This window comes from Paenibacillus sp. 37, from assembly GCF_008386395.1.
GTDB classification, from domain to species: domain Bacteria; phylum Bacillota; class Bacilli; order Paenibacillales; family Paenibacillaceae; genus Paenibacillus; species Paenibacillus amylolyticus_B.
In genome coordinates, this window is record NZ_CP043761.1 from 740,160 (window position 1) to 764,405 (window position 24,246).

General features: G+C 48.5%; 22 protein-coding genes and 1 riboswitch. Of the genes, 17 read left to right on the forward strand and 5 right to left on the reverse strand.

The annotated features are described in order from the left end of the window. The first annotated feature begins 21 nt into the window (after window positions 1-21). Window positions 22-1,269, forward strand: a complete 1,248-nt coding sequence (locus F0220_RS03465) for an ABC transporter permease (protein ID WP_105602390.1) — start codon at window positions 22-24, stop codon at window positions 1,267-1,269. Between the two features lie 112 nt (window positions 1,270-1,381). After that, window positions 1,382-1,765, forward strand: a complete 384-nt coding sequence (locus F0220_RS03470) for a hypothetical protein (RefSeq protein WP_091018768.1) — start codon at window positions 1,382-1,384, stop codon at window positions 1,763-1,765. Window positions 1,766-1,940: 175 nt separating this feature from the next. On the opposite strand, the gene F0220_RS03475 is transcribed toward F0220_RS03470, so the two are convergent. After that, complete coding sequence (locus tag F0220_RS03475) at window positions 1,941-3,209, reverse strand: BaiN/RdsA family NAD(P)/FAD-dependent oxidoreductase (RefSeq protein ID WP_149846255.1); 1,269 nt, start codon at window positions 3,207-3,209, stop codon at window positions 1,941-1,943. A 195-nt stretch (window positions 3,210-3,404) separates the two neighbouring features. Here F0220_RS03475 and F0220_RS03480 point away from each other — a divergent pair, with 195 nt between their 5' ends. The 3 genes from F0220_RS03480 (at window position 3,405) to nadE (ending at window position 6,705) form a co-directional block, all read left to right on the forward strand. Further along, window positions 3,405-5,099 (forward strand): two-component system sensor histidine kinase NtrB, encoded by a 1,695-nt coding sequence (locus tag F0220_RS03480; RefSeq protein WP_223199840.1) that lies wholly within the window; start codon window positions 3,405-3,407, stop codon window positions 5,097-5,099. A 222-nt stretch (window positions 5,100-5,321) separates the two neighbouring features. Further along, window positions 5,322-5,756, forward strand: a complete 435-nt coding sequence (locus F0220_RS03485) for a BrxA/BrxB family bacilliredoxin (RefSeq protein ID WP_091018761.1) — start codon at window positions 5,322-5,324, stop codon at window positions 5,754-5,756. 139 nt (window positions 5,757-5,895) lie between these two features. Then, window positions 5,896-6,705 carry an NAD(+) synthase gene (gene nadE, locus F0220_RS03490; RefSeq protein WP_091018759.1) on the forward strand — a complete coding sequence of 270 codons (810 nt, stop codon included), beginning with the start codon at window positions 5,896-5,898 and terminating at the stop codon, window positions 6,703-6,705. A 126-nt stretch (window positions 6,706-6,831) separates the two neighbouring features. Here nadE and F0220_RS03495 read toward each other — a convergent pair whose 3' ends face one another. Then, the gene (locus F0220_RS03495; protein WP_149846257.1) at window positions 6,832-7,647 is read right to left on the reverse strand and encodes an alpha/beta hydrolase family protein; all 816 of its coding nucleotides are present in this window, start codon (window positions 7,645-7,647) and stop codon (window positions 6,832-6,834) included. 249 nt (window positions 7,648-7,896) lie between these two features. Between F0220_RS03495 and acpS the strand changes: the two genes are divergently transcribed. Together acpS and mutY are read left to right on the forward strand one after the other, a co-directional pair. Further along, complete coding sequence (gene acpS / locus F0220_RS03500; RefSeq protein ID WP_091018755.1) at window positions 7,897-8,295, forward strand: holo-ACP synthase; 399 nt, start codon at window positions 7,897-7,899, stop codon at window positions 8,293-8,295. 29 nt (window positions 8,296-8,324) lie between these two features. Further along, window positions 8,325-9,689, forward strand: coding sequence for an A/G-specific adenine glycosylase (mutY, locus tag F0220_RS03505; RefSeq protein WP_149846258.1), 1,365 nt, complete (start codon window positions 8,325-8,327; stop codon window positions 9,687-9,689). A gap of 311 nt (window positions 9,690-10,000) precedes the next feature. Here mutY and F0220_RS03510 read toward each other — a convergent pair whose 3' ends face one another. After that, window positions 10,001-10,612: a superoxide dismutase gene (locus tag F0220_RS03510; protein WP_036614138.1), complete on the reverse strand. Its 612-nt coding sequence runs from the start codon at window positions 10,610-10,612 to the stop codon at window positions 10,001-10,003. A 420-nt stretch (window positions 10,613-11,032) separates the two neighbouring features. Between F0220_RS03510 and F0220_RS03515 the strand changes: the two genes are divergently transcribed. The 8 genes from F0220_RS03515 (at window position 11,033) to F0220_RS03550 (ending at window position 17,948) form a co-directional block, all read left to right on the forward strand. Beyond that, complete coding sequence (locus F0220_RS03515; protein WP_017690782.1) at window positions 11,033-11,458, forward strand: GNAT family N-acetyltransferase; 426 nt, start codon at window positions 11,033-11,035, stop codon at window positions 11,456-11,458. Between the two features lie 347 nt (window positions 11,459-11,805). Then, window positions 11,806-12,390 (forward strand): signal peptidase I, encoded by a 585-nt coding sequence (gene lepB / locus F0220_RS03520; protein WP_074096722.1) that lies wholly within the window; start codon window positions 11,806-11,808, stop codon window positions 12,388-12,390. A 171-nt stretch (window positions 12,391-12,561) separates the two neighbouring features. Then, a complete protein-coding gene (gene queG, locus F0220_RS03525; RefSeq protein ID WP_149846259.1) occupies window positions 12,562-14,442 on the forward strand; it encodes a tRNA epoxyqueuosine(34) reductase QueG in 1,881 nt (626 codons plus the stop codon). Between the two features lie 15 nt (window positions 14,443-14,457). Further along, the gene (locus F0220_RS03530) at window positions 14,458-15,489 is read left to right on the forward strand and encodes an HD-GYP domain-containing protein (RefSeq protein ID WP_017690779.1); all 1,032 of its coding nucleotides are present in this window, start codon (window positions 14,458-14,460) and stop codon (window positions 15,487-15,489) included. A 165-nt stretch (window positions 15,490-15,654) separates the two neighbouring features. Then, window positions 15,655-15,918, forward strand: coding sequence for a YneF family protein (locus F0220_RS03535; protein WP_017690778.1), 264 nt, complete (start codon window positions 15,655-15,657; stop codon window positions 15,916-15,918). Window positions 15,919-16,015: 97 nt separating this feature from the next. After that, window positions 16,016-16,609 (forward strand): GTP cyclohydrolase I FolE, encoded by a 594-nt coding sequence (gene folE, locus F0220_RS03540; protein ID WP_036668229.1) that lies wholly within the window; start codon window positions 16,016-16,018, stop codon window positions 16,607-16,609. A 189-nt stretch (window positions 16,610-16,798) separates the two neighbouring features. Continuing rightward, complete coding sequence (locus F0220_RS03545; RefSeq protein ID WP_149846260.1) at window positions 16,799-17,653, forward strand: lipoate--protein ligase family protein; 855 nt, start codon at window positions 16,799-16,801, stop codon at window positions 17,651-17,653. 70 nt (window positions 17,654-17,723) lie between these two features. Further along, window positions 17,724-17,948 (forward strand): hypothetical protein, encoded by a 225-nt coding sequence (locus F0220_RS03550; protein WP_036614132.1) that lies wholly within the window; start codon window positions 17,724-17,726, stop codon window positions 17,946-17,948. A 148-nt stretch (window positions 17,949-18,096) separates the two neighbouring features. Here the strand turns inward: F0220_RS03550 and F0220_RS03555 are convergent, their stop codons facing one another. Further along, the gene (locus tag F0220_RS03555) at window positions 18,097-19,377 is read right to left on the reverse strand and encodes a Fe-Mn family superoxide dismutase (RefSeq protein ID WP_091018748.1); all 1,281 of its coding nucleotides are present in this window, start codon (window positions 19,375-19,377) and stop codon (window positions 18,097-18,099) included. Window positions 19,378-19,525: 148 nt separating this feature from the next. After that, window positions 19,526-20,551: an alpha/beta hydrolase gene (locus F0220_RS03560; RefSeq protein WP_091018746.1), complete on the reverse strand. Its 1,026-nt coding sequence runs from the start codon at window positions 20,549-20,551 to the stop codon at window positions 19,526-19,528. 359 nt (window positions 20,552-20,910) lie between these two features. Between F0220_RS03560 and F0220_RS03565 the strand changes: the two genes are divergently transcribed. Together F0220_RS03565 and thiC are read left to right on the forward strand one after the other, a co-directional pair. Further along, window positions 20,911-21,654 carry an IclR family transcriptional regulator gene (locus tag F0220_RS03565; RefSeq protein ID WP_017690772.1) on the forward strand — a complete coding sequence of 248 codons (744 nt, stop codon included), beginning with the start codon at window positions 20,911-20,913 and terminating at the stop codon, window positions 21,652-21,654. 147 nt (window positions 21,655-21,801) lie between these two features. Next, window positions 21,802-21,915, forward strand: a riboswitch (TPP riboswitch). A gap of 422 nt (window positions 21,916-22,337) precedes the next feature. Then, window positions 22,338-24,122, forward strand: a complete 1,785-nt coding sequence (gene thiC / locus F0220_RS03570; RefSeq protein ID WP_149846880.1) for a phosphomethylpyrimidine synthase ThiC — start codon at window positions 22,338-22,340, stop codon at window positions 24,120-24,122. The last annotated feature ends 124 nt before the right edge of the window (window positions 24,123-24,246 follow it).

Sequence of the window (24,246 nt, forward strand, 5' to 3'; positions counted from 1 at the left end):
ATAGAGAGAGGGTGAGAGAGAATGGAAACTTCCCAGCGTTATACCCCACTTCGTTTATACAGACGAAGACGCAAAGAGCACTTCAGGGAACAGATGAAAAATCTCAGACTCGTCGTGGATTGGACAGTGTGGGTATACCTGCTTGTTCCGGGTCTGCTCTATCTAATTGGATGGTACACGAGTCTGTGGACCAAACCGCTTCCTGCATGGGCGACAGGATTACCGCTTCCCGTACTGACTGGGCTGATTGACGTCGTTATGCTTACCGGTGGTGTGTTGATATTTGTGGAGGAAGCGGATGTATTGTTTCTGAAATCAAGGCCGTTGTGGATGCGCACGTTAATGAGACAAGGGCTCTACCGGTCCTGTCTGCAACATCTGGGCAAAATGATCCTGATTACAGCGCTAACCGCACCCCTGTGGTCCCGTGTCTATGAGATGTCGAATCTCCAGATTGCACTTATGGCTGTCTGGTTTGGTGCAGTAGCTTCATTCCAAGCCATAACACTACATATGACGAAGGTTCGACATACAGGATGGCGGCGTTGGATTCAGATGATCCCTCTCGTCGTTGGCATAGGTTACATGACCATTCATGCGACATCATGGATGCATGGACAGACGTGGAAAATCAGTTTTGGAATCGTAATTATCATGCTTCTTCTAATTACAGTTGGACAGATGAGGCTATTGATGAAGGGAACGTTTGAAGGGGATGTGCGGGAGGATCTGCGGAGCAGGCTGCAGCTTACAGCTCTAATGTTAAGCCGGGCGGTGAGCAAGCCGAAAGCCCCACGAACACGGTCCATCATCTTCCGCAAACCGCGTAAACTGTTACGCAATCGTTCCATCGCGAATCGGACAGCGGAGATTGCGTTCAAGGCATTTTTCAGGAACTCGGCCACGATGAAATTGTATCTGCAGCTTGGCGGACTATCCATCGCAGCAGTTGCCTTGCCACCTTTTCCGGTCAATGTCATTGTGTGTGCGTTATTAATCATCATGTTGACGGTGATGTTTTATCGTTCCTGGGATGTTTTTGCAACCTCGGACTATGCTCAGCTCATAACGTATGATTCGGAGGCGCTGCATCTTGCGGGTTCAATGATGGTTCGGATGTTGTTCATCCCGATTGGTATTCTTATGGGATTCACGCTGGGATTGGCCTGGCTCGGCTGGATCGTCGGTATTCTGACAGCTGCAGGTGCGGTGGCCTTCGGACTTTGTGTGTTGTCTATTGCCGGATGGGTTCGGCTTACCCGTGGCTAAAGGAATTCCTTTCTAATTCGGAGCATATCGTGCGCTATAACTGACCATGCTATAGAAGAATAATCTCATCCATGGATGATGAGAGATTAGCTGTAGCAAGGAGGAAGAGACGATGATGGATAATAGCGAACTACAGGTGCACTTTTCAGACGATTCAGCGTTGAATGCCGCAAGGGCAACCTTGGAGGAATTGGGATATAAGCCATATCAGTCCGGCCCGCTGGAATTGTACATCCCTACAGATCGCCAAGATCCTCAGTCTGCCGTAGAGATTGTACAATCTCATGGAGGAAGTGCCGTATTTGCCTCACAGACGGAAGAGCTGGATCAGTTTCAGAATATATCAATTCCGGCTCATCTCGTGAATGAAGACTGGAATGAGGGTTATGCAAACGGAAACCAGGGAAGCCAGACGGAGCAAGGCAGACATAACTATAGCGATGACCCGACATACGATGATTCGGCTGATGGATTTTCAGGCAGTGTGAAAGCATAGAAGCATCACAAGCTAAGAGCAGTTCGAGCCAATTTTTCTAAAATGGAACAATGCCCAAAACCCCCGATCTTCCACAGATGTGGATATCGGGGGTTTTGGCATCTGAAGCAATTCATCGCTGATGATGCCATTAGGCATGATTCGTAATCAAAAGCGGACTTTTGAACAACCTCTATTATAATTTAGCGTGTTTATATTCAGCTGCATGCATGCCAGCCGTATATCCTGTGGAGAATGCAGCGGTGATATTGTACCCTCCAGTGTAGCCGTGAATATCCAAAACTTCACCGCAAAAGAATAGTCCAGGCAGCAGCTTGGATTCCATTGTTTTTGGGTATATCTCCTTTAAGTGGATTCCTCCCCCAGTAACAAAGGCTTCTTTGAGCGATCTTGTTCCGTCTGCACGGAAGGTAAAAGCCTTCATTAGCCCGCACAAGTTGCTTAACATACCTTTGGGAAAATGGTGGAACGTAAGGTCATCGCTGATCTCTGCCCGTTTCATCATTAAGGGAATCATACGTTCAGGAACCCATGTTTTTAAAATGTTTTTGACAGCCTTGCGGGATTCTTTTTCCAATACCTGTTGCACCTGTGCTTCCAATGCACCTGGGGACAGCTCCGGGAACAGATCAATGCTCATAATGACCTGTGGGTTTCCAGTCTTCATCTGTACCTTGCGGATAAATTGGCTGCAGCGCAGTGCAACCGGTCCAGACACTCCAAAATGCGTGAAGATCATATCCCCGCGATGAGAGATGACTGTTTTTCCTTTGGCATCCACTACGGATAGAGCGATATCCCTTAAAGACAAACCTTGCAGTTCTTTGGACTGAATCCAACTCTCCCCAGACACAATGGGCACTTCGGTTGGATATAATTCTGTAATGGTGTGACCCGCAGCCTCAGCCCAGGGATAACCGTCTCCGGTAGATCCAGTTTGAGGTACGGATTTGCCGCCGGTAGCGATGATGACAGAGCGTCCAAGAATGGTTTTACCGGATATCAATTTAACACCTTGTATCTGCTGACCATTCTGAATAATTTCCTTGACCGGTTCTTTGGTGCGAATCTCAACGCCGAGGGAGACAATCTTGCCTACCAGCGCATCCACAACTGTTTTCGCTTTATCGGTTACAGGAAACATTCTGCCGTTGTCTTCTTCTTTCAGGGCAATTCCGAGATTCTCGAAGAAACGCATGATTCCCTGGTTGTCCAGATTCTGAAACGAACTATATAAAAAGCGTCCATTACCGGGAATATGTCGGATGAGTTCATCCGTTTCCTTGGCATTGGTTACATTGCATCGACCTCCGCCAGAGATGCCGAGTTTACGACCCAGTTGATCTCCTTTATCCAGCAGAAGCACGGAGGCTCCATGCTCGGCAGCAGCAACGCAAGCCATCAGGCCCGCAGATCCACCACCAATTACAATGACATCATACATATGTTATTACCCTCTTTTTTCATTGATTTTGTCTGTTTTACGTAAAATGTGTCTACTCCTGGCTTTTTCTGAAATATAATGGAGTTATGAGCAGTTCTATTGTGCAGTCTTAAGGGATATATTGTATTATACTGTCGCCTATGTTTTAATCAGAAATACATGAGGGAATGTGCAGGCAGAGGAGGAGATGGCATTGTGGTTGCGTTAAAGGACATGCTTTTACAAGTACTGCTGGCAGGGTCGGCGGTATTTCTGATTCCCTTATTCCGTTTGGTACTCTCCAAGCGGGTTATTGCCAGAATGGAACATGACGGAACCGTTCATACCAGTTTTGCTGTGACAAGTGCCCTGAGCATGTTATTGTGTCTGCTGTTTGCGCTCTATGCAAGCCCGGTGGCTGTACCCATATCATTAAGCATCGTACCTGTAATACTTGTTATTTTGTATTGTAAGTCCGCTATAGGCGTAACGCTGTCCATTCTACATATTCTCTTCTATTTTCTTTTTGCGCATCCCTATGAGCTGTACGGATTTCTCCTTCATACGGGCATTCTTCTCTATCCTATTGTATGGTTGTCTGCCAAACGATTCAAGCATAATACACCTTCACGCAAAATGGCGATCCTCATCATCCTGATTACAATGGAACTGGTTGTAACGAGTCTGTTATGGATCGCATCCCTCCAGAATGAATCCACGTACTCTGCGACCTACATGATACTTACAGCACTTGGGTATACCGCTGGAGCCATTGTTGCGGGCAGTCTGAGTCTGCTATGGCTGGAACGGATGAAGCACTATCGCGGGCTGGAGCAGCATCTCTCGGAAGTCCACCATCGATACATAGCCGAAACGGAGAAACTTCATCAGATTCTGGACGCAGTGCCTCTCTCCATTGCCACTGTAGATAAACAAGGCACAGTGATGTTTGTCAATGAGATGATGGAGCATACCGCAAGGGAGCAGCTACCTTGTACCTCCACACCTGATCTCATTGGACAGCCTGCCAGTCAATTTGTTGAACAAGGTCAGGCGGATAAGATGGATAAAAGCATTCGCAGAGCCGTCGTTCATGGTGAGATTAGTGGGTTGACCGTTCGTTACGGTGCACACGTATTTCAGTCCCGAACCGTACCGATTTATGCCTTTTCAACAGAATCTGCGAGAGAAGTTACAGGAGCCATGCTAATCATTCAGGATATCACGGAGCTTGAGATGTTGCGAAGTGAACTGGATAATGTGGATCGTCTCAGTCTGGTGGGGCAGATGGCTGCAAGCATTACGCATGAAGTGCGTAATCCAATGGCGGTTGTGCGGGGTTTTCTTCAACTTATGCAGGAAAAGAGTCCTGATTCCCTCGATCACTATTACCGGATCGTTCTGGAAGAGCTGGACCGGGCCAACAGTATCATTAATGATTTTTTGTCTTTGGCTCAGAATCGTATTGCCGAGAAAGAAGAATCCCAGCTTCACGATATCATACATGAACTCAGTCCGTTGTTATGGGCGGATGCGAACCTGCGTGGTCAGAGTATAGAACTCATGTTGGCCCATAATGTGCCGAAGCTGCATCTCAATTCTAAGGAAATCAAACAGGTGGTGTTGAACCTGGCCCGTAACGGGATGGAAGCCATGAATGAGAAGGGCGTGCTTACGCTGGAGACGCGGATAGTGGATGATAAGGTCGAACTGTGTGTACGAGACACAGGGCCTGGTCTACCCAGGGTGAAGAAGGAAAAGCTGTTTGAACCTTTCTATACGACAAAAGCCAAGGGGACCGGACTTGGATTGTCCATGTGCCTGAGTATTGTGGAGCGACATAACGGAACCATTACTGTGGAATCGGAGGAAGGCCAGGGCACGACCTTCAAAGTGGCATTTGAACGTTAGTCATTCAGCATATTTTGCCAGACATTGAGACATAATATTATGGAAGAAGCCTTTCCGCAGGCGGTTTCTGAATCTTGCTTTCATTGCTTATGGATGTATAATAGGAATAGCACATCATTACATCCATAATGTTCGATATGAATGTAACGTTGTTTTGGAGAGTTTATTGGCCTTTAATTCGATCGAGATCATAGAACAACCATTTATAAGGAGTGAAACCGAATGTCGATGTCATTTGATCAATACATGAAAGATATGGTTCAACCGATGCGGGATGATTTAACTCGTCTGGGAATCCAGGAGTTGCGTACTCCTGAAGAAGTGGAAGCAAGTCTTCCGGATGCAAAAGGAACAACGCTGGTTGTCATTAACTCTGTCTGCGGATGTGCCGCGGGTCAATGTCGCCCAGGTGTGTCCCAAGCACTTCAGCACGATATTACACCGGATCACCTGTACACTGTATTTGCTGGTCAGGACAAAGAAGCCACTGCAAAAGCACGTGAATTCTTTGCACCGTATCCTCCATCTTCACCGTCCATCGCTCTGATGAAAGACGGAGAACTCGTTCACTTTATCGAGCGTCATCAAGTGGAAGACCGTTCTGCAGAGGATATTGCGGCTGATCTCAAAAGTGCATTTGACCGTTACTGCCGTTAATTCGCTCCAATAGAACGCCCCGCCCTTCGGATCACCGATGCCGGGGCGTTTCATTTTGGATAGATAAGGTTATTGAACCATTCGGACCTTTCAAGCTGGACATCAAATTTCATTCATTTAGAAACGGGGTGTGTGAACGATGAGTTTGCAACAACAGATCATCGCTGAATTGAAGGTTAAACCAAGCATTAATGAGGAAGAGGAAGTACGCAAGCGTGTTGATTTTCTGAAGACGTATGTGAAAAATGCGGGTGCCAAGGGCTTGCTGATTGCGATCAGCGGCGGTATCGACAGTGCAGTGGCTGCGGCGTTGTGCAAAAAAGCAACGGACGAGCTTACGCAAGAGAACAACCAAGAGTACAAAACGCTTGGTGTGTTCCAACCTTATGGTGAACAATCCGATATCGATCACAGCTACGCTGTAGCCAAAGCATACGATCTGAAGCATGTCGTGGAAACCAATATCGAAGATGCAGTGAACGAGATTGCGCTGGAAGTGGAGCAAGGGTTCAAATCCTTGGGCAGCCCACGCCATATGACTCACCAAGGCAAAGGTAATGTTAAGGCGAGAACTCGTATGGTTATGCAATATGCACTATCGTTTGAAGAAAACCTGCTTGTTGTAGGTACGGATCACGCGTCCGAAGCTATCACGGGTTTCTATACCAAATGGGGCGATGGCGCTGTGGATATCACGCCACTAAGCACCCTGAACAAACGTCAGGTGCGCCAGCTGGCAGCATATCTTAACGTGCCACAAGCTATTTTGGACAAAGCACCATCGGCAGGGCTGTGGGAAGGTCAGACGGACGAAGATGAGCTGGGAATTTCGTATGAAGCGAACAGCGACTATCTCGAAGGCAAACAGATCGATCCGGCTGCACAAGAGCGCCTCGAAGCGTTCTATACGCGCACACATCACAAACGTAATGCCATTCCTGGTATCTAATACGGGTGGATGAACATGATCGTTATATAGGGAATGCAAAAAGAGTCACTGCTCACGCAGTGACTCTTTTTGTTATGTGGAACGAGAAACCGCAAAAATCCAGGTGACTACTATATTAAAGATGTGTTAGCTATTCCAGTCTTTGATCTGTTGCAGGGTTTGGGTGATGGCTTGCTCCAGTTGCGGAGTGGTTTCTTTAAATGGGTGAACGGTGTTGAAGGTGTGGTTTCCCTCATTAATCTGGTGCCACGGGATATCAGGGCGTGCTTGCACAAGTGCGGCAGAACCGTCCCGCAGACGTTGGGGATCTTCTGTTCCCTGAATGAGTGCGACTCGCACAGGTGAAGAAGCCAAACGGTCAATGATAGCGTAACGTTCGCTATGCTTGTCCAGGTCTTCCAGAATAGCCACGTCCAGTGGCATCTGCTGGCCTGTTCGTCCGTTAACGACATGGCTGCGGCCATGCGTACGCATTTCTTCTTTTTGCTCCGCTGTAAAGAGATCCAGATTGGTTACGCCATTCCAGGAGATGACACCTGCCACCTGCTCGGGGTGATCCAGTGCATAGACGAGACTTACGCCTGCACCGCGGCTATGGCCAACCAGGTATACAGGAAGTCCAGTGAGTTCAGGTTGTGTAGCCACATATTCCAGTACCAGGGCCAGATCGGAAAGCTCCCGGCTGTAGGTATTCACTGCGAACTTTTCAAGTTCAGAGAATTGCTCCAGATATTCGCCGATACCGTTGTGAGAGAAATTAAAGGTCAGCACATGATGCGTCTGGCTTAGCTGTGCAGCTGCGCAGGGGAACATACCCCAGTCTTTGAAGCCTTTGTATCCGTGAGCCAGAATGATGACACCTTGAGCGGGTTGTTGTGCAGGGAAAAAGTCTCCGCGAATGATCGCATCTACGTCAGTGGGCAATTCAAAAGTTATGGGCATTATTCAGACCTCCTAAGAATTTCAGACGATTCCTGATTCATATTTTAGCATATATGGTAATGCGGATAGGTACTCGCTTCTGATCGCCCCTCCTGCTACAATAGAATACGTGTTCGGAGAGTTACGGATCATGTGATTGAATGGAGATCTTTTACAATGCATGTTCAAAAAGAGCGGTTTTCAGTACCAAGAAGGTGGAACTTTTGAACAACCTCTTACAGTATAAAAGATTAAGCGGGTGAAGCGTTGATGATATATGGCATAGGCAATGATGTGCTGGAGATTGGACGTATGCGGAAGCTGCTGTCCGGTCGCCATGCGGAAGCTTTCATAAAACGAATTTTAACGTCAGCAGAGCGGGAGATCGCAGTTCGTCGAGGGAAGCGGATGACGGAGTTTGTATCCGGTCGATTTGCAGCGAAAGAAGCGGTGTCCAAGGCATTTGGCTGCGGTATTGGTGGCATAATGGGCTTCACTGACATTGAAGTGCTGCCTGATGGGACAGGACGTCCAGTGGCCTCGTTGTCCAGTCAAGCCTGGGAACGTCTGCAGTTGCCATATGATAAGCAATATGACATTCATTTGAGCATTACACATCAGACGGAATTGGCAGCGGCCTTTGCGATCGTGGAGCAGATGGAAAAGTAGTTAGCTTGGTAATAGGAGAGGACGGAAATATGGGTTTACAGGAACAGAAACAACATTTCAGCGTGAATTTGCTGGACTGGTATATGATCAACCGACGGGATTTGCCGTGGCGGCGCCACAACAATCCGTATTTTACATGGGTATCGGAGATTATGCTTCAGCAGACTCGGGTGGATACGGTAATTCCGTATTTCAATCGTTTTATCGGGAATTTTCCGACCGTACAGGCGTTGGCGGAAGCACCCGAAGAGGATGTGTTGAAAAATTGGGAGGGACTCGGTTATTACTCCCGTGCACGTAATCTTCAGGCAGCCGCGAGACAAGTCATGGAGCTGCACGAAGGCGAGATGCCGCAGGACAAGCCTGCTGTCTTTGCATTAAAAGGGGTTGGCCCCTACACGGCCGGGGCCATTCTCAGCATTGCCTTCAACCAGCCGCAACCTGCGGTAGATGGCAATGTCATGCGGGTACTGTCCCGATACTTCCTCATCGATGAGGACATTATGAAGGGCAGCACCCGGGTGTTGATGGAAGAGCTCGCAGGAGAGCTCATTCCGGAAGGGCGGGCGCGTGATTTCAATCAGGCGCTGATGGAGCTTGGCGCGCTGGTATGTACACCCAAAGCGCCGCACTGTCTGACTTGCCCGGTCATGGAGCAATGTTCCGGCCGTATTGCCGGAAGAGAGCTTACACTGCCGGTCAAGACCAAGGCGAAGCCGCCGCGCCCTGAGCAGCGGCTGGTCGCGATTGTGGAGGGCCGCGGTGCTCATCGCGGCCAAGTGCTTGTGCGCCAGCGCCCAGACACGGGCCTATTGGCCCGCATGTGGGAGCTGCCGCATGTGCTCGCGGCGCCCGCCGCAGCCAGCAAGAAGGCGGCGCCGCTGGCGGATGAGCCGGCCATGGCAGTGCTGGCCGGCAGTCTGTGGGCGGAAGGCTTCGCTGCCCGCCCGGAAGGGCTGGCTACCCATGCGGAGCATGTGTTCAGTCATATTGTCTGGAGCCTGCAGGTGTACAAGTGTACCGAGCAGGACCAGAGCAGTGAGCTTCCGCTAATCGCAGCGGAAGCCAGAGCCGCCTACGATGCACAGGCGGCAACAAAGGAGGGCACAGCCTCATCATCAGCTGTGTCACCTGAGTCAGACATAACGCATTCATCGGAGCCAGGCACGCCTAATACGCAGAACATCGCAACATCGCTTAACGAGGGAGAGATGTTGGCAACATCTGATGTTAGTGACCTAGCGCTGAGCACTCCGACACTGACTGGTAAAGGCGATGGCTTGACCTACCGCTGGATCGGACCGGAAGACATGGACAAGATGGCATTCCCGAATATCTTTCTGAAGCTGATCAGCAGTTATTTTGCCGGTGCGTATGATCAAGTGAAGGATTAAATGGGGAAGCTAACGAACCCCAGAGGTCTTATTATGTGGATATACCACAATTATAGATTCTAACGAACCTGAGTGACGTTATCTTAGCCAAATCAACAAAAAATGCGAATCAAAGCTCGTATTTGGGGAAATAGCTACTCTGAGATTTGTTAGGTTCGCGATATGATGAAATATGGAGCAATAGCGGGTCCTGGGTTCGTTAGAAACAAAACACCCATTAACTATAGCGATAGCAAAAAGAGAGCCTGATCACGGTCACGACGACCGAATCAGGCTCTCTTTTATGTTAACTGTTGCATACTAAAACAGTCTTATTTTGCAGAAGCGTAACGTTTGTTCACTTCATCCCAGTTGATTACATTCCAGAAAGCGGCGATGTAGTCAGGACGTTTGTTTTGGTAGTTCAGGTAGTAAGCGTGCTCCCATACATCCAGACCCAGAACCGGAGTCAGACCTTCGAAGAGAGGGCTGTCTTGGTTAGGTGTACTAGTGATGGACAATTTGCCATCTTTGCCAACTACGAGCCAAGCCCAGCCGGAACCGAAACGAGTTGTAGCTGCTTTAGCGAAATCTTCTTTGAATTTATCAAAGCCACCCAGTTCGCTATCGATAGCTGCTGCGATATCGCCTGTAGGAGCGCCGCCGCCGTTAGGTCCGATGATTTCCCAGAACAAGCTGTGGTTAGCATGTCCACCACCATTGTTGCGAACCGCTGTGCGGATGCCTTCTGGTACGCTGTCAAGGTTAGCGATCAGATCTTCCAAGCTTTTTTCTTGCAGTTCAGGAGCGCTTTCCAGAGCTGCATTCAAGTTGGTTACATAAGTATTGTGATGGCGATCGTGGTGGATTTCCATCGTTTTTGCATCGATATGTGGTTCCAGTGCGTCGTTAGCGTAAGGAAGTGCTGGTAATTGAAAAGTCATAATGAAATACCTCCTGAGATTTTAGTTTTTTTTGAAAACAGGTACATATGTAATAATACCCTTGCCACTAATATTAAACCGCATTCGAGCTAATTAAGCAACATTTTTGTTTATTAAGTCCCCCGAGGCGTTGATCTAATGATGGGCCAGAGATAACAAACATATTTTACCCTTTATGCAACTATTTATGTGTTATAAGGCGTTTAAATGGATGAAAAGTTTAATATCCTATTGTAAACGGTTACAATTAAGCGCTTTCAAAAGAAAATGCGTGTTTTATGGAGAAAAGTATGGTTTAATTGACGAAGAAGCGGTATTTTCTCGTTTTTTGTCATTATATGAACATTGGGTTTTTGGTAAAAAGGGATTCCCTTTTTGTAAAAAACCTCATCTAAGCTAACGAAAAGGGAGATTTAAGACATGCACGTTCGTTCCTTTCAGTTGAGTGATGCAAGCCAGATGACGGAGCTTCTCCAGGTTGCACTATCGGAAGAGTGTTATGAGAACACGATGGGCCCGTTTGCCCGTCAATTGTCATGGGATTCTGACCTGATCATGGTTGCGGAAGAAGAGGGAGACCTCGTCGGCGCTTTGATCGGTACGATTGATCACAACCAGGGTTGTATCTACCGTATTGCGGTACATCCAGACTATCGTCGCCGTGGAGTCGGCAAAACACTTGTCGAGGCTATGGAACAGCGGTTCCAGCAGCGTAAAGTCAGCCAAGTATGGGTGGCGGGTGATGAGCACAACAAAGTAGCCATGCCTCTATATGAAGCAATGGGTTACGGTGCCAATCAGATTATGAGCGCTTTCCAGACTCTTAGTATTTTGTCCAAAGCTTAGTTTGCATGTTTAAAAAGAAATAAAAAAAAGATTTTCATTTCATATTAGGCATATCTCTTTAACGTGTAAGAACGTGGGGGATGTGCCTTTCTATTTATATGATTGTTCTTCACGTCATATTCCTCTGGTTTCCTCATTTTCTGAACATGTTTCGGAGTCTCCGAATTCTGTTTAAATTAACGCGATTATCCCGGCTGTATTCACGATAACGAAGGTACTGGTGCTCATAACCAATTGTTTCACTCTCCCAAATGAAGTAGACTGAAAGGGAGTGTGGTCATCAGGTTACAAGTTTAATTCAACTATTTAATAAATGAGGTGTCCCTTTGAATTCCAATCATCATTCAATGGAACATGTGACTTCCGAGCAACGAAATGAACCGTCAAAGCCTGAACAACCGGGAAAATCCTGGGTTGTCGAGCTGTGGGACTGGGTCAAAACGATTGTTGTTGCTTTTGTAATCATGATGCTGCTGAACCTGTTTGTGTTTAATCTGTCAATGGTCAAGGGACAGTCCATGCAGCCGACACTGGTTGAGCGAGATCGCCTTTTCGTCAACAAAATCGTATACCATCTGGGTACTCCTTCCCGATCAGATGTGATCGTACTTCGTGATCCAAGTGAAGGTGTGGAGAAGAAGGATTTTCTGGTGAAACGGATCGTTGGACTTCCGGGAGATACAATTGAAGTTAGGGATCACCATCTATATGTGAACGGTGAGCAACAAGCGGAGACGTACACCGATATTGAGGTGCAGGACCCTGATTTTGGCCCAATCACACTGGAACCGGATCATTTCTTCGTGATGGGGGATAATCGTCATGAAGGCAAAAGTAAGGATAGCCGAGTGTTTGGCAGTATTACATCCGACCAGATTGTAGGCAAGGCTGAATTTATTTTCTGGCCGTTTTCTGAATTGAAGAAATTGTAAAATGCTTACAGGACAACAACTTCAGACTGCATTTTGCGTTAAACCATATAGACTCGTTCCGTTTGAATTCAAATATGTAAGGCATATATAGAAATTAACGCCTGTCCTCTTACCGTGAGGCGGGCGTTCACTATTTACGGAATAAGTGTCGGAAGAAGAGAGGGAAGAGAAATGACGAGCGTACAGACCGGGGCAGCACAGGATGCCTCTGTATGGGAGAGGTTAAAACAGGAGATCAAGGCAGCTGGCCCCGGACTGGGCATTGATGATATCGGATTTGCTTCGGCTGATCCTTTTGTTTCCCTGAAGTCGCTGCTGGAGCAGTCGCGGGATAAAGGGTATGCTTCAGGTTTTGAAGAGCCGGATATTGAAAAAAGGGTGCACCCCGCCTTAAAAGATGGCGAGCCTGCTTCACTCATTGCAATAGCCGTGGCATACCCATCCAAAATGGTGAATCCGCCGAAATCGGAGCCTGGTGCGTATCGAGGTATTTTTGCCCGTTCGGCTTGGGGTCAGGACTATCATCAGGTCCTGCGTGCAGCGATGGACAAGCTGGTCAATTTTATAAAGGAACGCGTACCTGAAGCCATGATCGAAAGCATGGTAGACACTGGAGCATTGGTGGATCGTGCGGTGTCCCAGCGTGCGGGGATTGGTTTTAGTGCCAAAAACTGTGCCATTATATCACCCAAATTTGGTTCATGGATTTTTCTCGGAGAACTGGTAACGAATATTCCTTTTCAACCAGACACACCTGTGACCGAAGACTGCGGTGAATGTACAAAATGTATCGATGCCTGTCCTACAGGAGCATTGGAGGGGCCGGGGCAGTTGAATTCACAGCGTTGTATTTCTTTTGTAACCCAGACGAAAGGGTTCGTGGATGAAGAATTTATGCTGAAAATAGGCAACCGGCTGTACGGTTGTGACACGTGTCAGATCGTATGTCCGAAGAACCGGGGCAAGAACTGGGATCACCATCCCGAATTTCACCCTGATCCGGAGATTGTGAAGCCGTTGTTGCTACCACTACTGGACATTGGTAACCGGGAATTCAAGGAACGTTTCGGTCAGAGTTCCGCCGCTTGGCGGGGCAAGAAGCCGATTCAACGCAACGCCGTTATTGCCCTGGGCAATTTCAAAGACAAAAGTGCTGTACCCAAACTTACAGAAGTATTAAAACGTGATCCGCGCCCCGAGTTGCGGGGAACCGCAGCCTGGGCGTTAAGCAGAATTGGAGGAGAAGACGCCATGAGAGCAATTGGGGAAGCTGCCGCTAACGAACAAGATGGGAACGTACTAAGCATGCTGCAGAAGGCCGAGGAGCGACTGAGTTCGTCCGAGACCTTACCCAAACAGCCACAGGCTGGGCAAGTGAGTGAGAAGCAGCCAGAGGAACAGAACAACGAGAACAATGCTTTACGTGCGTTACAACAGGATTTGAAAATGGAAGCTGGGATTGAACCGGGTAGTGAGCAGTCTGCACAGCCTGACAAACCGGAAGCCGCAGCGTGGAAACCTTCAGCCGTTACGGGTCTTCATGGCAAGCCCGTATACTACGATGAGGTACTGACACCGATTGGTACTCTTACGTTATGCGCGACGGATGAAGGGCTGTGTCATATTGATTTTGGCGCCTTTCACGTACGGGAAGCTCATCTGCAACAATGGGCCCGCATCTGGATTGGCGAGTATCGATATGAGAAGAATGAAGAGAAGCTCAGCGAAGCTGCAAAACAGTTAAAGGAGTATTTTGCAGGGGAGAGAAAAACGTTCGACTTGCAGCTTGAACGGCTTGGAACACCATTCCAGCTACAAGTATGGCAAGTACTGTCCGATATATCTTATGGAGAGGCCTCATCACACCAACAGGTTGCGGAAATCATCGGCAGACCCAAGGCTGTTCGTGCAGTTCTGGACGCCATTAGCAAGAATCCGATTCCGATTATTATTCCCTGTCACCGTATCAGTGGTAAAGACGGTACCCTGGTGGGTTATGTAGGCGGTCTGCAAACCAAGGAGCAATTGCTCGCATTGGAGCAGCTATCGTAAGAGCGGGGGACGTTCATGAAGTATGTAAACGTGGAGAGCGTGGAAGCGGGGGAGCTTCTGGGCAAGACGGTATATTCCAGTAACGGCACGGTACTGCTGTCTGCCGGAGTCCAGCTCACCGTATACATGGTCAATACGCTGAAGCGTATTGGCGTGACCATGTTATACATCCAGGATGAAGCGTATAAAGATGTGGATGCAGAAGACATTCTGGATGAAACCACGAAACGGGCAATAATTAACGAAATGAGTGTCACACTCGAATCCATTCGATCCGGGAAAGATTGGAGTCCGAGAAAGGTTGCCCTCAGTATAGAGAAGTTGCTGAATGATGTACTGAACGGGCGTGAAATGCTTGTGCAGCTCACCGATATTCGTACCAAAGACAATGCACAGTATGTTCATGCGATGAATGTATGTTTGTTGTCTTCGGTCATCGGACTGAATATGGGACTCAATTATAATCAACTGAAGGACCTTGCTGTGGGGGCATTATTGCATGATATTGGCAAAGTGGGGGAACCTCCTGGCAGTGGCTCTGCTGCAAATTCTTCGCTGCACCATACATGGCGTGGATTTGAAGTGATTAAGAACAAACGGGAGTTCAGTCTGTTGGTCGCCCATACGGCCCTGCAACATCATGAGCATGTAGATGGTACAGGCATGCCGAGGGGAATCAAAGGGAGTGACATTCATCTGTTTGCGAGAATCGTTAGTGTGGCTAATATCTATGATAATCTCATTAATGGTTTATCCAAGGACAGTTTGATGCCACATGAGGCCTGTGAAGAGATGATGGCGTTGTCTGGTACAAAGCTCGATCGGGACATTCTGATTGAGTTCAACAAGAGTGTATCCGTGTATCCCAATGGTACAGCGGTACGACTGTCCACCAAAGAGACTGGAGTCATTGTGCGTCAACATCGGGGATTGCCCGGCAGACCTGTAATCAGGGTGGCACGCGGAAGTACGCGTTATTCTCTGGATGTGGTTGAAATCGATCTGGCTCAGCATACAACCGTTTTCATTGAAGCTGTCATGACGTAGCTTGTGTGCGGTTCAACTGGAAAATCCGTTTGCTCAAGGCGTGCGGAAATGCTATGATACTTTCAGGAAATCCGGTCTGTGTCAGGTTTGCAACATGTGCGCTTAACATCATGAAGTGACACGGATTATCAGGCTTTTTAGAATGCATACAGAGGTGTCTAAGAGATGGATATTGTTATACCGATTATTACATTGATTGTTGGTCTGGTCGGGGGATTTTTCATCGGGGTGTTCTACTTGCGTAAACAACTTGAGAAAATGCAAAGCAATCCGGACATGCTTCAGAAAATGGCGAAGCAAATGGGCTACAACCTGAATGGCAAGCAAATGCAGCGTGCCCAGCAGATGATGAAGAATCAGCAGCCAGGAGCGAAAATGCCTCAGCCGCAACAGCATCCTGCGCGTAAAAGTTCGGGCCGCCGAAAATAATAGCAGGGAATAACTGCTTAAAGTGCGTGTTCAAAAAGTTGGGTCGGACTTTTTGAACAACCTCTTACAGTAGTGGTTCGAAAGGAGGCGTTTGGCAGTGGCTGGCGTTAAAGATTATTTGAATTCAAAAGTATCCGACAATCGGGAAAAGATCGAGTATCATGTAGAGCAGATCCTGAAATTGATCGGGGAAGATAGTACACGTGAAGGGCTGCTTGAAACGCCTGCACGTGTGACCCGAATGTATGAAGAAATTTTTGGTGGTTATGAAGTAGATCCACGCGATGTGCTCGGTGTTACGTTTGACGAGAATCATGAAGAACTGGTTATCGTTAAGGATATTGTCTACTACAGTCAGTGTGAGCACCATATGGCGCCGTTCTTCGGCAAGGTACACATTGGCTATGTACCAAGCGGCAAGATCGTTGGTCTGAGCAAAATGGCTCGTCTGGTCGAAGCAGTAACACGTCGCCTTCAAGTTCAGGAACGTATTACTTCACAGATTGCTGACATTCTGACAGAGGCCGTTGAACCTCATGGAGTTATGGTCGTTGTGGAAGGCGAGCACTTGTGCATGTGTTCCCGCGGCGTGAAGAAACCGGGAAGCAAGACGGTAACGTCTGCTGTACGTGGTTCTTTCCGTGAGAATCCGGCACAACGTGCGGAGTTCTTGTCTTTGGTGAAAGATTAAGATCAGGTATGTCCACACGCTGGACAAGCCGGATGTGTAAGTTCCTTTGGTTTTGGAAGCAGTAGTTTCTAAGCCATAGGATGTGATATAAATAAGCCGTGTTCCCTGGGAACCGGCTTATTTATATATGTGTTGTCATTCCTATATACTGGATACATATGAATTCGTTAAGCCGGAGGTAATGGAACGATGAGTGTACCTTCCCATTCAGATCAACCGGTTCAGCCGGAAAAGGGACTACAGGCAGATCAACAGGCTACATTGCGTCTGCAAATCTGGGAGACACCACTCATGCGACAAGGGAGTAGTGTACTCGAAGCTTTTGCTTGGGAAGAAGTTATGTGCAGGCGGGTTGGGGCAGGGCATCTACCTGTTGCACATATATGGAGACACCCAGCTGCCTTTGTAGCGGGTCTGCGTGACCGCAGGTTGCCACAGGCTGTAGAAGCGATGGAACAGATTAGAAGCCAAGGTACAGCGGTCTGTGTTCGGCCTTCCGGTGGAGCGGCAGTACCCTTGAACCCAGGGGTAGTTAATGTGTCACTGATTCTGCCTAATCCCGGACATGCCATCAATATTCATGATGATTTCCGGGAGATGGCTTCGATTATTGCCGAGTCGCTAACGCCGTGGTCGAATCAGGCGCAAACTGGTGAGGTTCAGGGTGCTTTTTGCCCGGGAGATTATGATGTCAGTGTAGGTGGCCTAAAATTCTGTGGTATTGCCCAGCGTAGACAAGCAAAGGCGTATATTATTACTGCTTTTATTATTGTGGAAGGTCAGGGAGATCAATTGGCAGCGGCCGTGCGACAATTCTATCAGCATGCAGCAGGCGGGGCGAGTGAAGGATATCCCGATGCTCAGCCTGGCACGATGGCAAGTCTGAAAGAATTGGCAGGTGTACCTTCAGCTGCGGCATATACTGCGGCTTTGGTTCGCACACTGCGCGATCGCTATCCGCAGGCGGAGACCAGCAGGGTGCTTAGCGTTGGTTCTGAAGAAGTACGCGTGACAGCTGAGCAGATGAAGCTACGCTACGATTAACACTTTTTACTAGGGCTTGGAATTGGTTAATAGAGATGATATGATGTGATTTCGGAAGGAGAGTGTTAGGATGGACACATTGAGATATACGTATTTATATGAGGTTGTATCAACAGGCGAAAAATCCGAGTTCAGCCAAATGGCAACAAGCAAGGAAGAGGCTGCTGCACTGATCGTTGCACGTATAGCCGATCTGGAGTTTACAGATGAGTCTGATATCAAGCTGGGCGATCTGATCTCCATTAGCAAACAGGTTGGCGACAACTATGTGGCGTGCGAGGGCTGTGCTTCTTAAGTGAACATTTAGAAATAGGAAGTCTCTCAAAATACAAGCAAGTCTCTTTTTACAGGAGGCTTGCTTTTTTGTATACACCAAAAAGAGATATCTTTCAGTCATTCGGCTGGAGATATCTCTTTTTTCTCTAATCGATCTAACCCCAAGCTTAATAAGGCGGCCACAACAACTTGCGTGCCGTTTCGTAACGCTCCGCAACAGCGGGCCAGTAGACAACGTTCCACCAATCCTCGATATATTTTTTGCGTTCATTCTGATGTTTCAGATAGTAGGCATGTTCCCACACATCCAGTGGCAGGAGCGGTACGATATCGGACTGGGACAGGTTCTGGTGTTTTTCCGCCTGCAAAATCTCCAAACGATGTGCTCTCGGGCTCCAGACAAGCATCGCCCAGCCACTGCCTTCCACTTTATTCGCGGCTTCTGTGAATTGATTCTTAAACGCTTCATAACTTCCGAAATCTCGCTTGATCTGCTCTGCCAGCATACCGGAAGGTTTGCCGCCGCCAGCAGGATTCATAATCGTCCAGAAGATCGTATGCAGGTAGTGGCCAGCCCCGTTGAAGGCGAGTTCACGTTCCCAATGTTTGATGAGTTCAAAATTATTCTTTTTTCGCGATTCCGCCAGCTTCTTCTCTGCTACATTTAATCCGTCCACATAAGATTGATGGTGTTTGTCATGATGGATACGCATCGTCAGCTCATCAATATGTGGCTCCAGCGCATTGTACGCATAGGGAAGAGGGGGCAGTGTGTGCCCTCCAATGGGAACCGGCTTTTCTTTTACGGGAGGTGCTGTAGTGCTGGGTGTGGCTTGTGTTGTTCCGGTAGAAGGCGGTTGAACGGTTGCAGATTGGATCTGAGCTGAAGCAGCAGGTGCATTTACATTCCCCTCTGGAGAAGTTGGAGCTTCTGAAGCTTGGCGATGGACGCTTCCGGACCCTGACGTATGAAGCGCATTTTCCAGAAAAAGTGATGGCTCCGAATCCGTTTCACGCAAGATGCCCGGTTGGCCAAGCGTATCCAATACGCCCAGAAAATACTCCGATTCGCGGATAAAATGCAGAATGAGTACTTTGGCAAGCGGAACAGCTTGCACAGCAGCGCTTTGTTCCAGAAGAACATACAGCTGTTTGATGAACTCTCTCGATTGCTGCCGAGCTGCCAGCACAAGTTGATCGATACAACGAACCATGTAGGGAGCAGGTGGATGGGTTGCGGGCAATAGTTGTTTTAAAAGCTGATTGGCTACTCGCTCACTGTTTGCAAAGGTAACCTCCCATTCCTCCAGCAGCTTGACGTATGGGGGCTCCAGATCAGGAACCAGGGCACGGATGACGAGTGTATGTTCTTTCTCTTGCTCTTTCCAGAAACGAATTTCCTCCAATGTCCGCAGAGGCAGCAGGTGACCATATCCATACCAGTTCATCTATGTTGAACCTCCTTCAGATGAAATTCATTGCATGCAGACCGTCTGTTCATGCGTCACAAGAGTATATTCCGCGAGCTTGTTGTCCTATGAGTACAAAAAAAGAGCCCCTGAGGGCTCTGGAAAAAATTCAATGATTAAAATTTGGTTATTGTCCATTATTCGTGTTCTGCACATCGTCACTGCTTGTTTTCGTTACATGACTGAGGAAAGTTGAGACACGACGCAGATATTCCTTTGGATGCTCCCGGAAGATCAACTCATGATGCGCATCCTGGACAATCCATACATCGGAGTACGGATTGGTCTGGTTGGCGGCGAGTTGCTCCGCAATTGGATAAGGTGCCTTCTCGTCCTCTGTACCATGGATGAAGAAAATCGGGAACGGATAATCTTCCTTTTTCACTTCCTGGTATGGAATCTGTTGTAATCCGGTACCATTCAGAACAGGGAACAACAGCTTCATGATCTCCAGTGTAGGCTGACGTGGCAGATCGATCTGGTTGTGAATGTTGTGGTACAGTGTATCTGGCTCCAGCAGGAACGCACTGTCCAGAATCATTGCATCCACTTCCTTCGTAATCAGTCCGGTTTGTAACGCTGTACCGGCACCCATCGAGAAGCCCCAGACAACCAGTTCCTGCGCACCACGTTGCTTGGCGAACTGGATCGCACCGAGCAATTGCTGTGACTCAGCTTTGCCACCTGTTGCTACAGCTTTGTTCACCTGTGAGGCGAAGCCATAATCGAACATGACCACGTTGAACCCAAGTTGATGAGCATAGTGTGCCAGGTCATACATGGGAACCCATGTTTCTTCACGATTGGCACCATAGCCGTGACTGAAAATAATCGTTTTGCTTGCAGCATTGTCAGCAGGTATATACCATCCCTGCATCGTCCGGCTGCCATCTGCTGCCGGGAACGTGATGTCTTCGTACTTCATGTTCTTGGCTTGCATCGGATTGGAGAAGACCGGCGCTACAGTAGGATTGGATAATACCCATGCGATATAACCATGCAGTGCAATAAAACAAAACAGTAGAAAAAATACAACGGAGAGCAGCAGCGCTACGATAATATGTTTGAACCGAATCAGCCTCGGTGATAGGGAAGAGGGCAGATCGGACACTTTTGTTTGCAGCGGGGCTTCGCTCTGGGATGTTGGATACATGAATGCCCCTCCTTTGAAGTTCAGTTGAAGATAACAACGACATGAAAAGAGAATTGCGTCGATTTCAGAGCCTGCTTCAGAGCGATATCTTAATGTAATATATCTTTATCGTATGTTCCAATATAGTCAAAGTCAATTGATTGAGGGCATTTGTTACGCAATTGTTATATAGTTCTTAAGATATATGGGTAACATTACCTTAGTGTGTAAATTACAGGGGATTAAGTCTTATAAAAAGGAAAAATTTACACGTTGGCCTATTTTAATTTTGGCTCTTTTTGGTTTACAGATGAGACCGTTTCTCATATAATTTATGTAACCAAGTTTCATGTGATGAAACATGAGGAGGGCATTATGCCATGGAAGATCGAAAGTTAACCGTCCGGGCTGTGGAACGGGCGCTGGATATATTATTATGTTTTACCACACGCAGTGATCTGGGACTCACCGAAATTGCCAGCCAGATTGGCCTGCACAAAAGTACAGTGCACCGTTTGATGGCTACGCTGGAGGATCGAGGGTTCGTGATCCGCGATGCAGCAACAGAGAAGTACCGACTTGGCATCCGAATCTGGGAGCTGTCAGCTCATATGTCCCGCAGTGATGATCCCGCTATTCTGCTGCTGCCTGCGATGGAGCGACTGAGAGATCGATTGGGGGAGACGGTAAGTCTGTACTTGCGTGATGGGAGTGAAAGGATACGGATTCAAGCTGTGCAAAGTGATCAGGCGATCCGCCGAGTCGCTCCAGTGGGTGTTAGACTCCCGCTGTCTGTGGGCGCTTCCAGCAAAGTTTTGATGGCGTTTGCCACGGACGAGGATCGTGAAGAACTGATGAACGGGCCGGAATGGCCGGTGTTTATTGATCCCGCGGTGTATTTGGCGCAAATGGGAGATATCCGGGATAACGGATATGCGACGAGTTATGAGGAGCGTGAGCCGGGAGCTGCCGCGGTATCTGTACCGATTATGGATCGCCGAGGCAATATTGCAGCTGCTCTCTCGGTCTCAGGGCCTGTCAGCCGACTTTCGCAGGAGACATTGCATGAATACGCACCTGTGTTGAAGGATGCTGCTACGCAGATGGGGCTCATGTTATCCTGATGCTGATGTAAGTTTTTTTCCAAATTGAGTTGGTGTTCTGGAATATAAAGGTTGTTTTTATGTTCCGGTTGCGCTACTCTGTAATGGACTGCCCATCGGGGTCAGCTTCATTGAATATGAACGGCGGCTTATGTATGCCGCAACTTTTAACGTTACTGGGGGAGTCCGAATTGTCCGGACTGAGACGGAATCGCATGAGATTCCGGACCCTTTGCACCTGATCTGGATCATACCAGCGTAGGGAAGTAATCGGCGATATGACCACAACCACCATATGATGTGACCCTTGTAGGGCTCCGTTTAGGAGCCGCATGAAGGTGCATTATTGGTGATGGACATAAAAGTCGGTTCCTTCGGGGACCGGCTTTTTTATATACAGTGAACGGGCGATATAGCACGTACTCCATCGACTTCTTTTTCAATAACCTGCGAAAGTGGGCTTGGATGATGAGAGAGAAGTCACCATAGATCCATGATCTGTGGTAGCCTCCGTTCTGTCGTTAACTGTACATGAATAATGTCTCCCTCTGGTCTGGCGTAGGATCGCTCTTTCTTCTCTGCATTGCGCATGATTTGGGACAGGTACGTAAGCGAGCTAATGACGATACCAACCAAACAAGCGATGAACACTGAGGAGGAGACAATCGAACATGAGTACAGGAAATCAAACGGGACAACAAGCGATGGAACAGGAACATAACGGTCAGCAGGTGGAAAAAGAAACAGGAGCGGCCGGACGGGTTCAGCCCTTTCCGGGCAGCCGCAAAGTCTACATTCAGGGCTCACGGTCGGACATTGCTGTACCGGAGCGTGAGATAGCCCTTCATGACACGAATACTCCCCAAGGGGTGGAGCATAACGAACCGCTGCGTGTCTACGATACGAGCGGCCCCATGACCGATCCCGCATTTCATGCGGATATCCGTGCAGGTCTGCCAGCCCTGCGCACCCGTTGGATCACAGAGCGCGGCGATGTTGAAGCTTATCGGGGCCGTACGGTTAAACCGGAGGATAACGGACTGAAGCCCGGAGGGAAGAGAGCCGGCGCCGAAGAGTACCCCGGATTACGTGGCAAACCGCTGCGGGCACAGCCAGGACGCTGTGTGACCCAGATGCACTACGCGAGACAGGGAGTCATTACGGCAGAGATGGAATTCGCCGCCATTCGTGAGGGCGTGGAACCGGAATTTGTACGTCAGGAGCTGGCGAGTGGACGGGCCATTCTGCCATCCAACATCAATCACCCGGAGAGTGAGCCGATGTTGATCGGTCGTCATTTTCACGTGAAGATCAATGCCAACATAGGGAACTCTGCCGTATCCTCTTCCATCGAGGAAGAGGTGGAGAAGATGACTTGGGCAGTACGCTGGGGATCGGATACCGTGATGGATCTGTCCACAGGCAAAAACATTCATACGACCCGGGAATGGATCATTCGTAATTCTCCTGTGCCGATTGGTACGGTACCGCTGTATCAAGCGCTGGAGAAGGTGAATGGCGAAGCGGAGGCGCTGACCTGGGAGTTGTACCGTGACACACTCATAGAGCAGGCAGAGCAAGGCGTGGACTACTTTACGATTCATGCAGGTGTACTGCTGCGTTATATCCCGATGACGGCCAAACGGATGACAGGCATTGTGTCCCGGGGCGGGTCCATTATGGCAGCATGGTGTCTGGCGCATCATCAGGAGAATTTTTTGTACACTCATTTTGAAGAAATCTGCGAGATTATGAAAAGGTATGATGTGGCGTTTTCGCTGGGAGATGGACTTCGTCCAGGCAGTATCTACGATGCCAATGACGAAGCTCAGATGGCAGAACTGGCTACGCTCGGGGAACTGACGCAGATCGCATGGAAGCATGATGTGCAGGTGATGATCGAAGGCCCGGGTCATGTGCCGATGCACAAGATCAAAGAGAATGTGGATCTACAGATGGAGATCTGTAAAGAAGCACCTTTCTACACACTGGGGCCGCTAACGACCGACATTGCGCCAGGATATGATCACATCACGTCTGCCATTGGGGCAGCCATGATTGGCTGGTTCGGCACGTCGATGCTCTGTTATGTTACGCCAAAAGAACATTTGGGCCTGCCCAACAAGGACGATGTGCGCGAAGGGGTTATCGCCTACAAGATCGCAGCTCATGCCGCCGATCTGGCGAAAGGCCATCCACGTGCTCAACGCCGCGATGACGCATTGTCCAAAGCGCGGTTCGAGTTCCGTTGGCGTGACCAGTTCAACCTGTCACTGGACCCTGAACGTGCGTTGTCCTACCATGATGAGACTCTGCCAGCAGAAGGGGCCAAAGAAGCTCATTTCTGCTCCATGTGCGGACCAAAGTTCTGTAGCATGCGCATTACGCAGGACATTCGTGCCTTTGCCGCTGATAAAGGATTGTCCGAGAATGAGGCTGTAGCTGCCGGGATGCGGGAAAAGGCCGAGGAATATCGGACACGCTCCTAAGGAAGCCAAGTGATGAAGGTTTTTGAAGCTTTAAATTATAAATATTGATTAAAGTTTGGACAAGGCCAAACCCGCTTCACCGTAACTCTTGGATTCAATCCAACTTACGCCAAATCTGAAATAG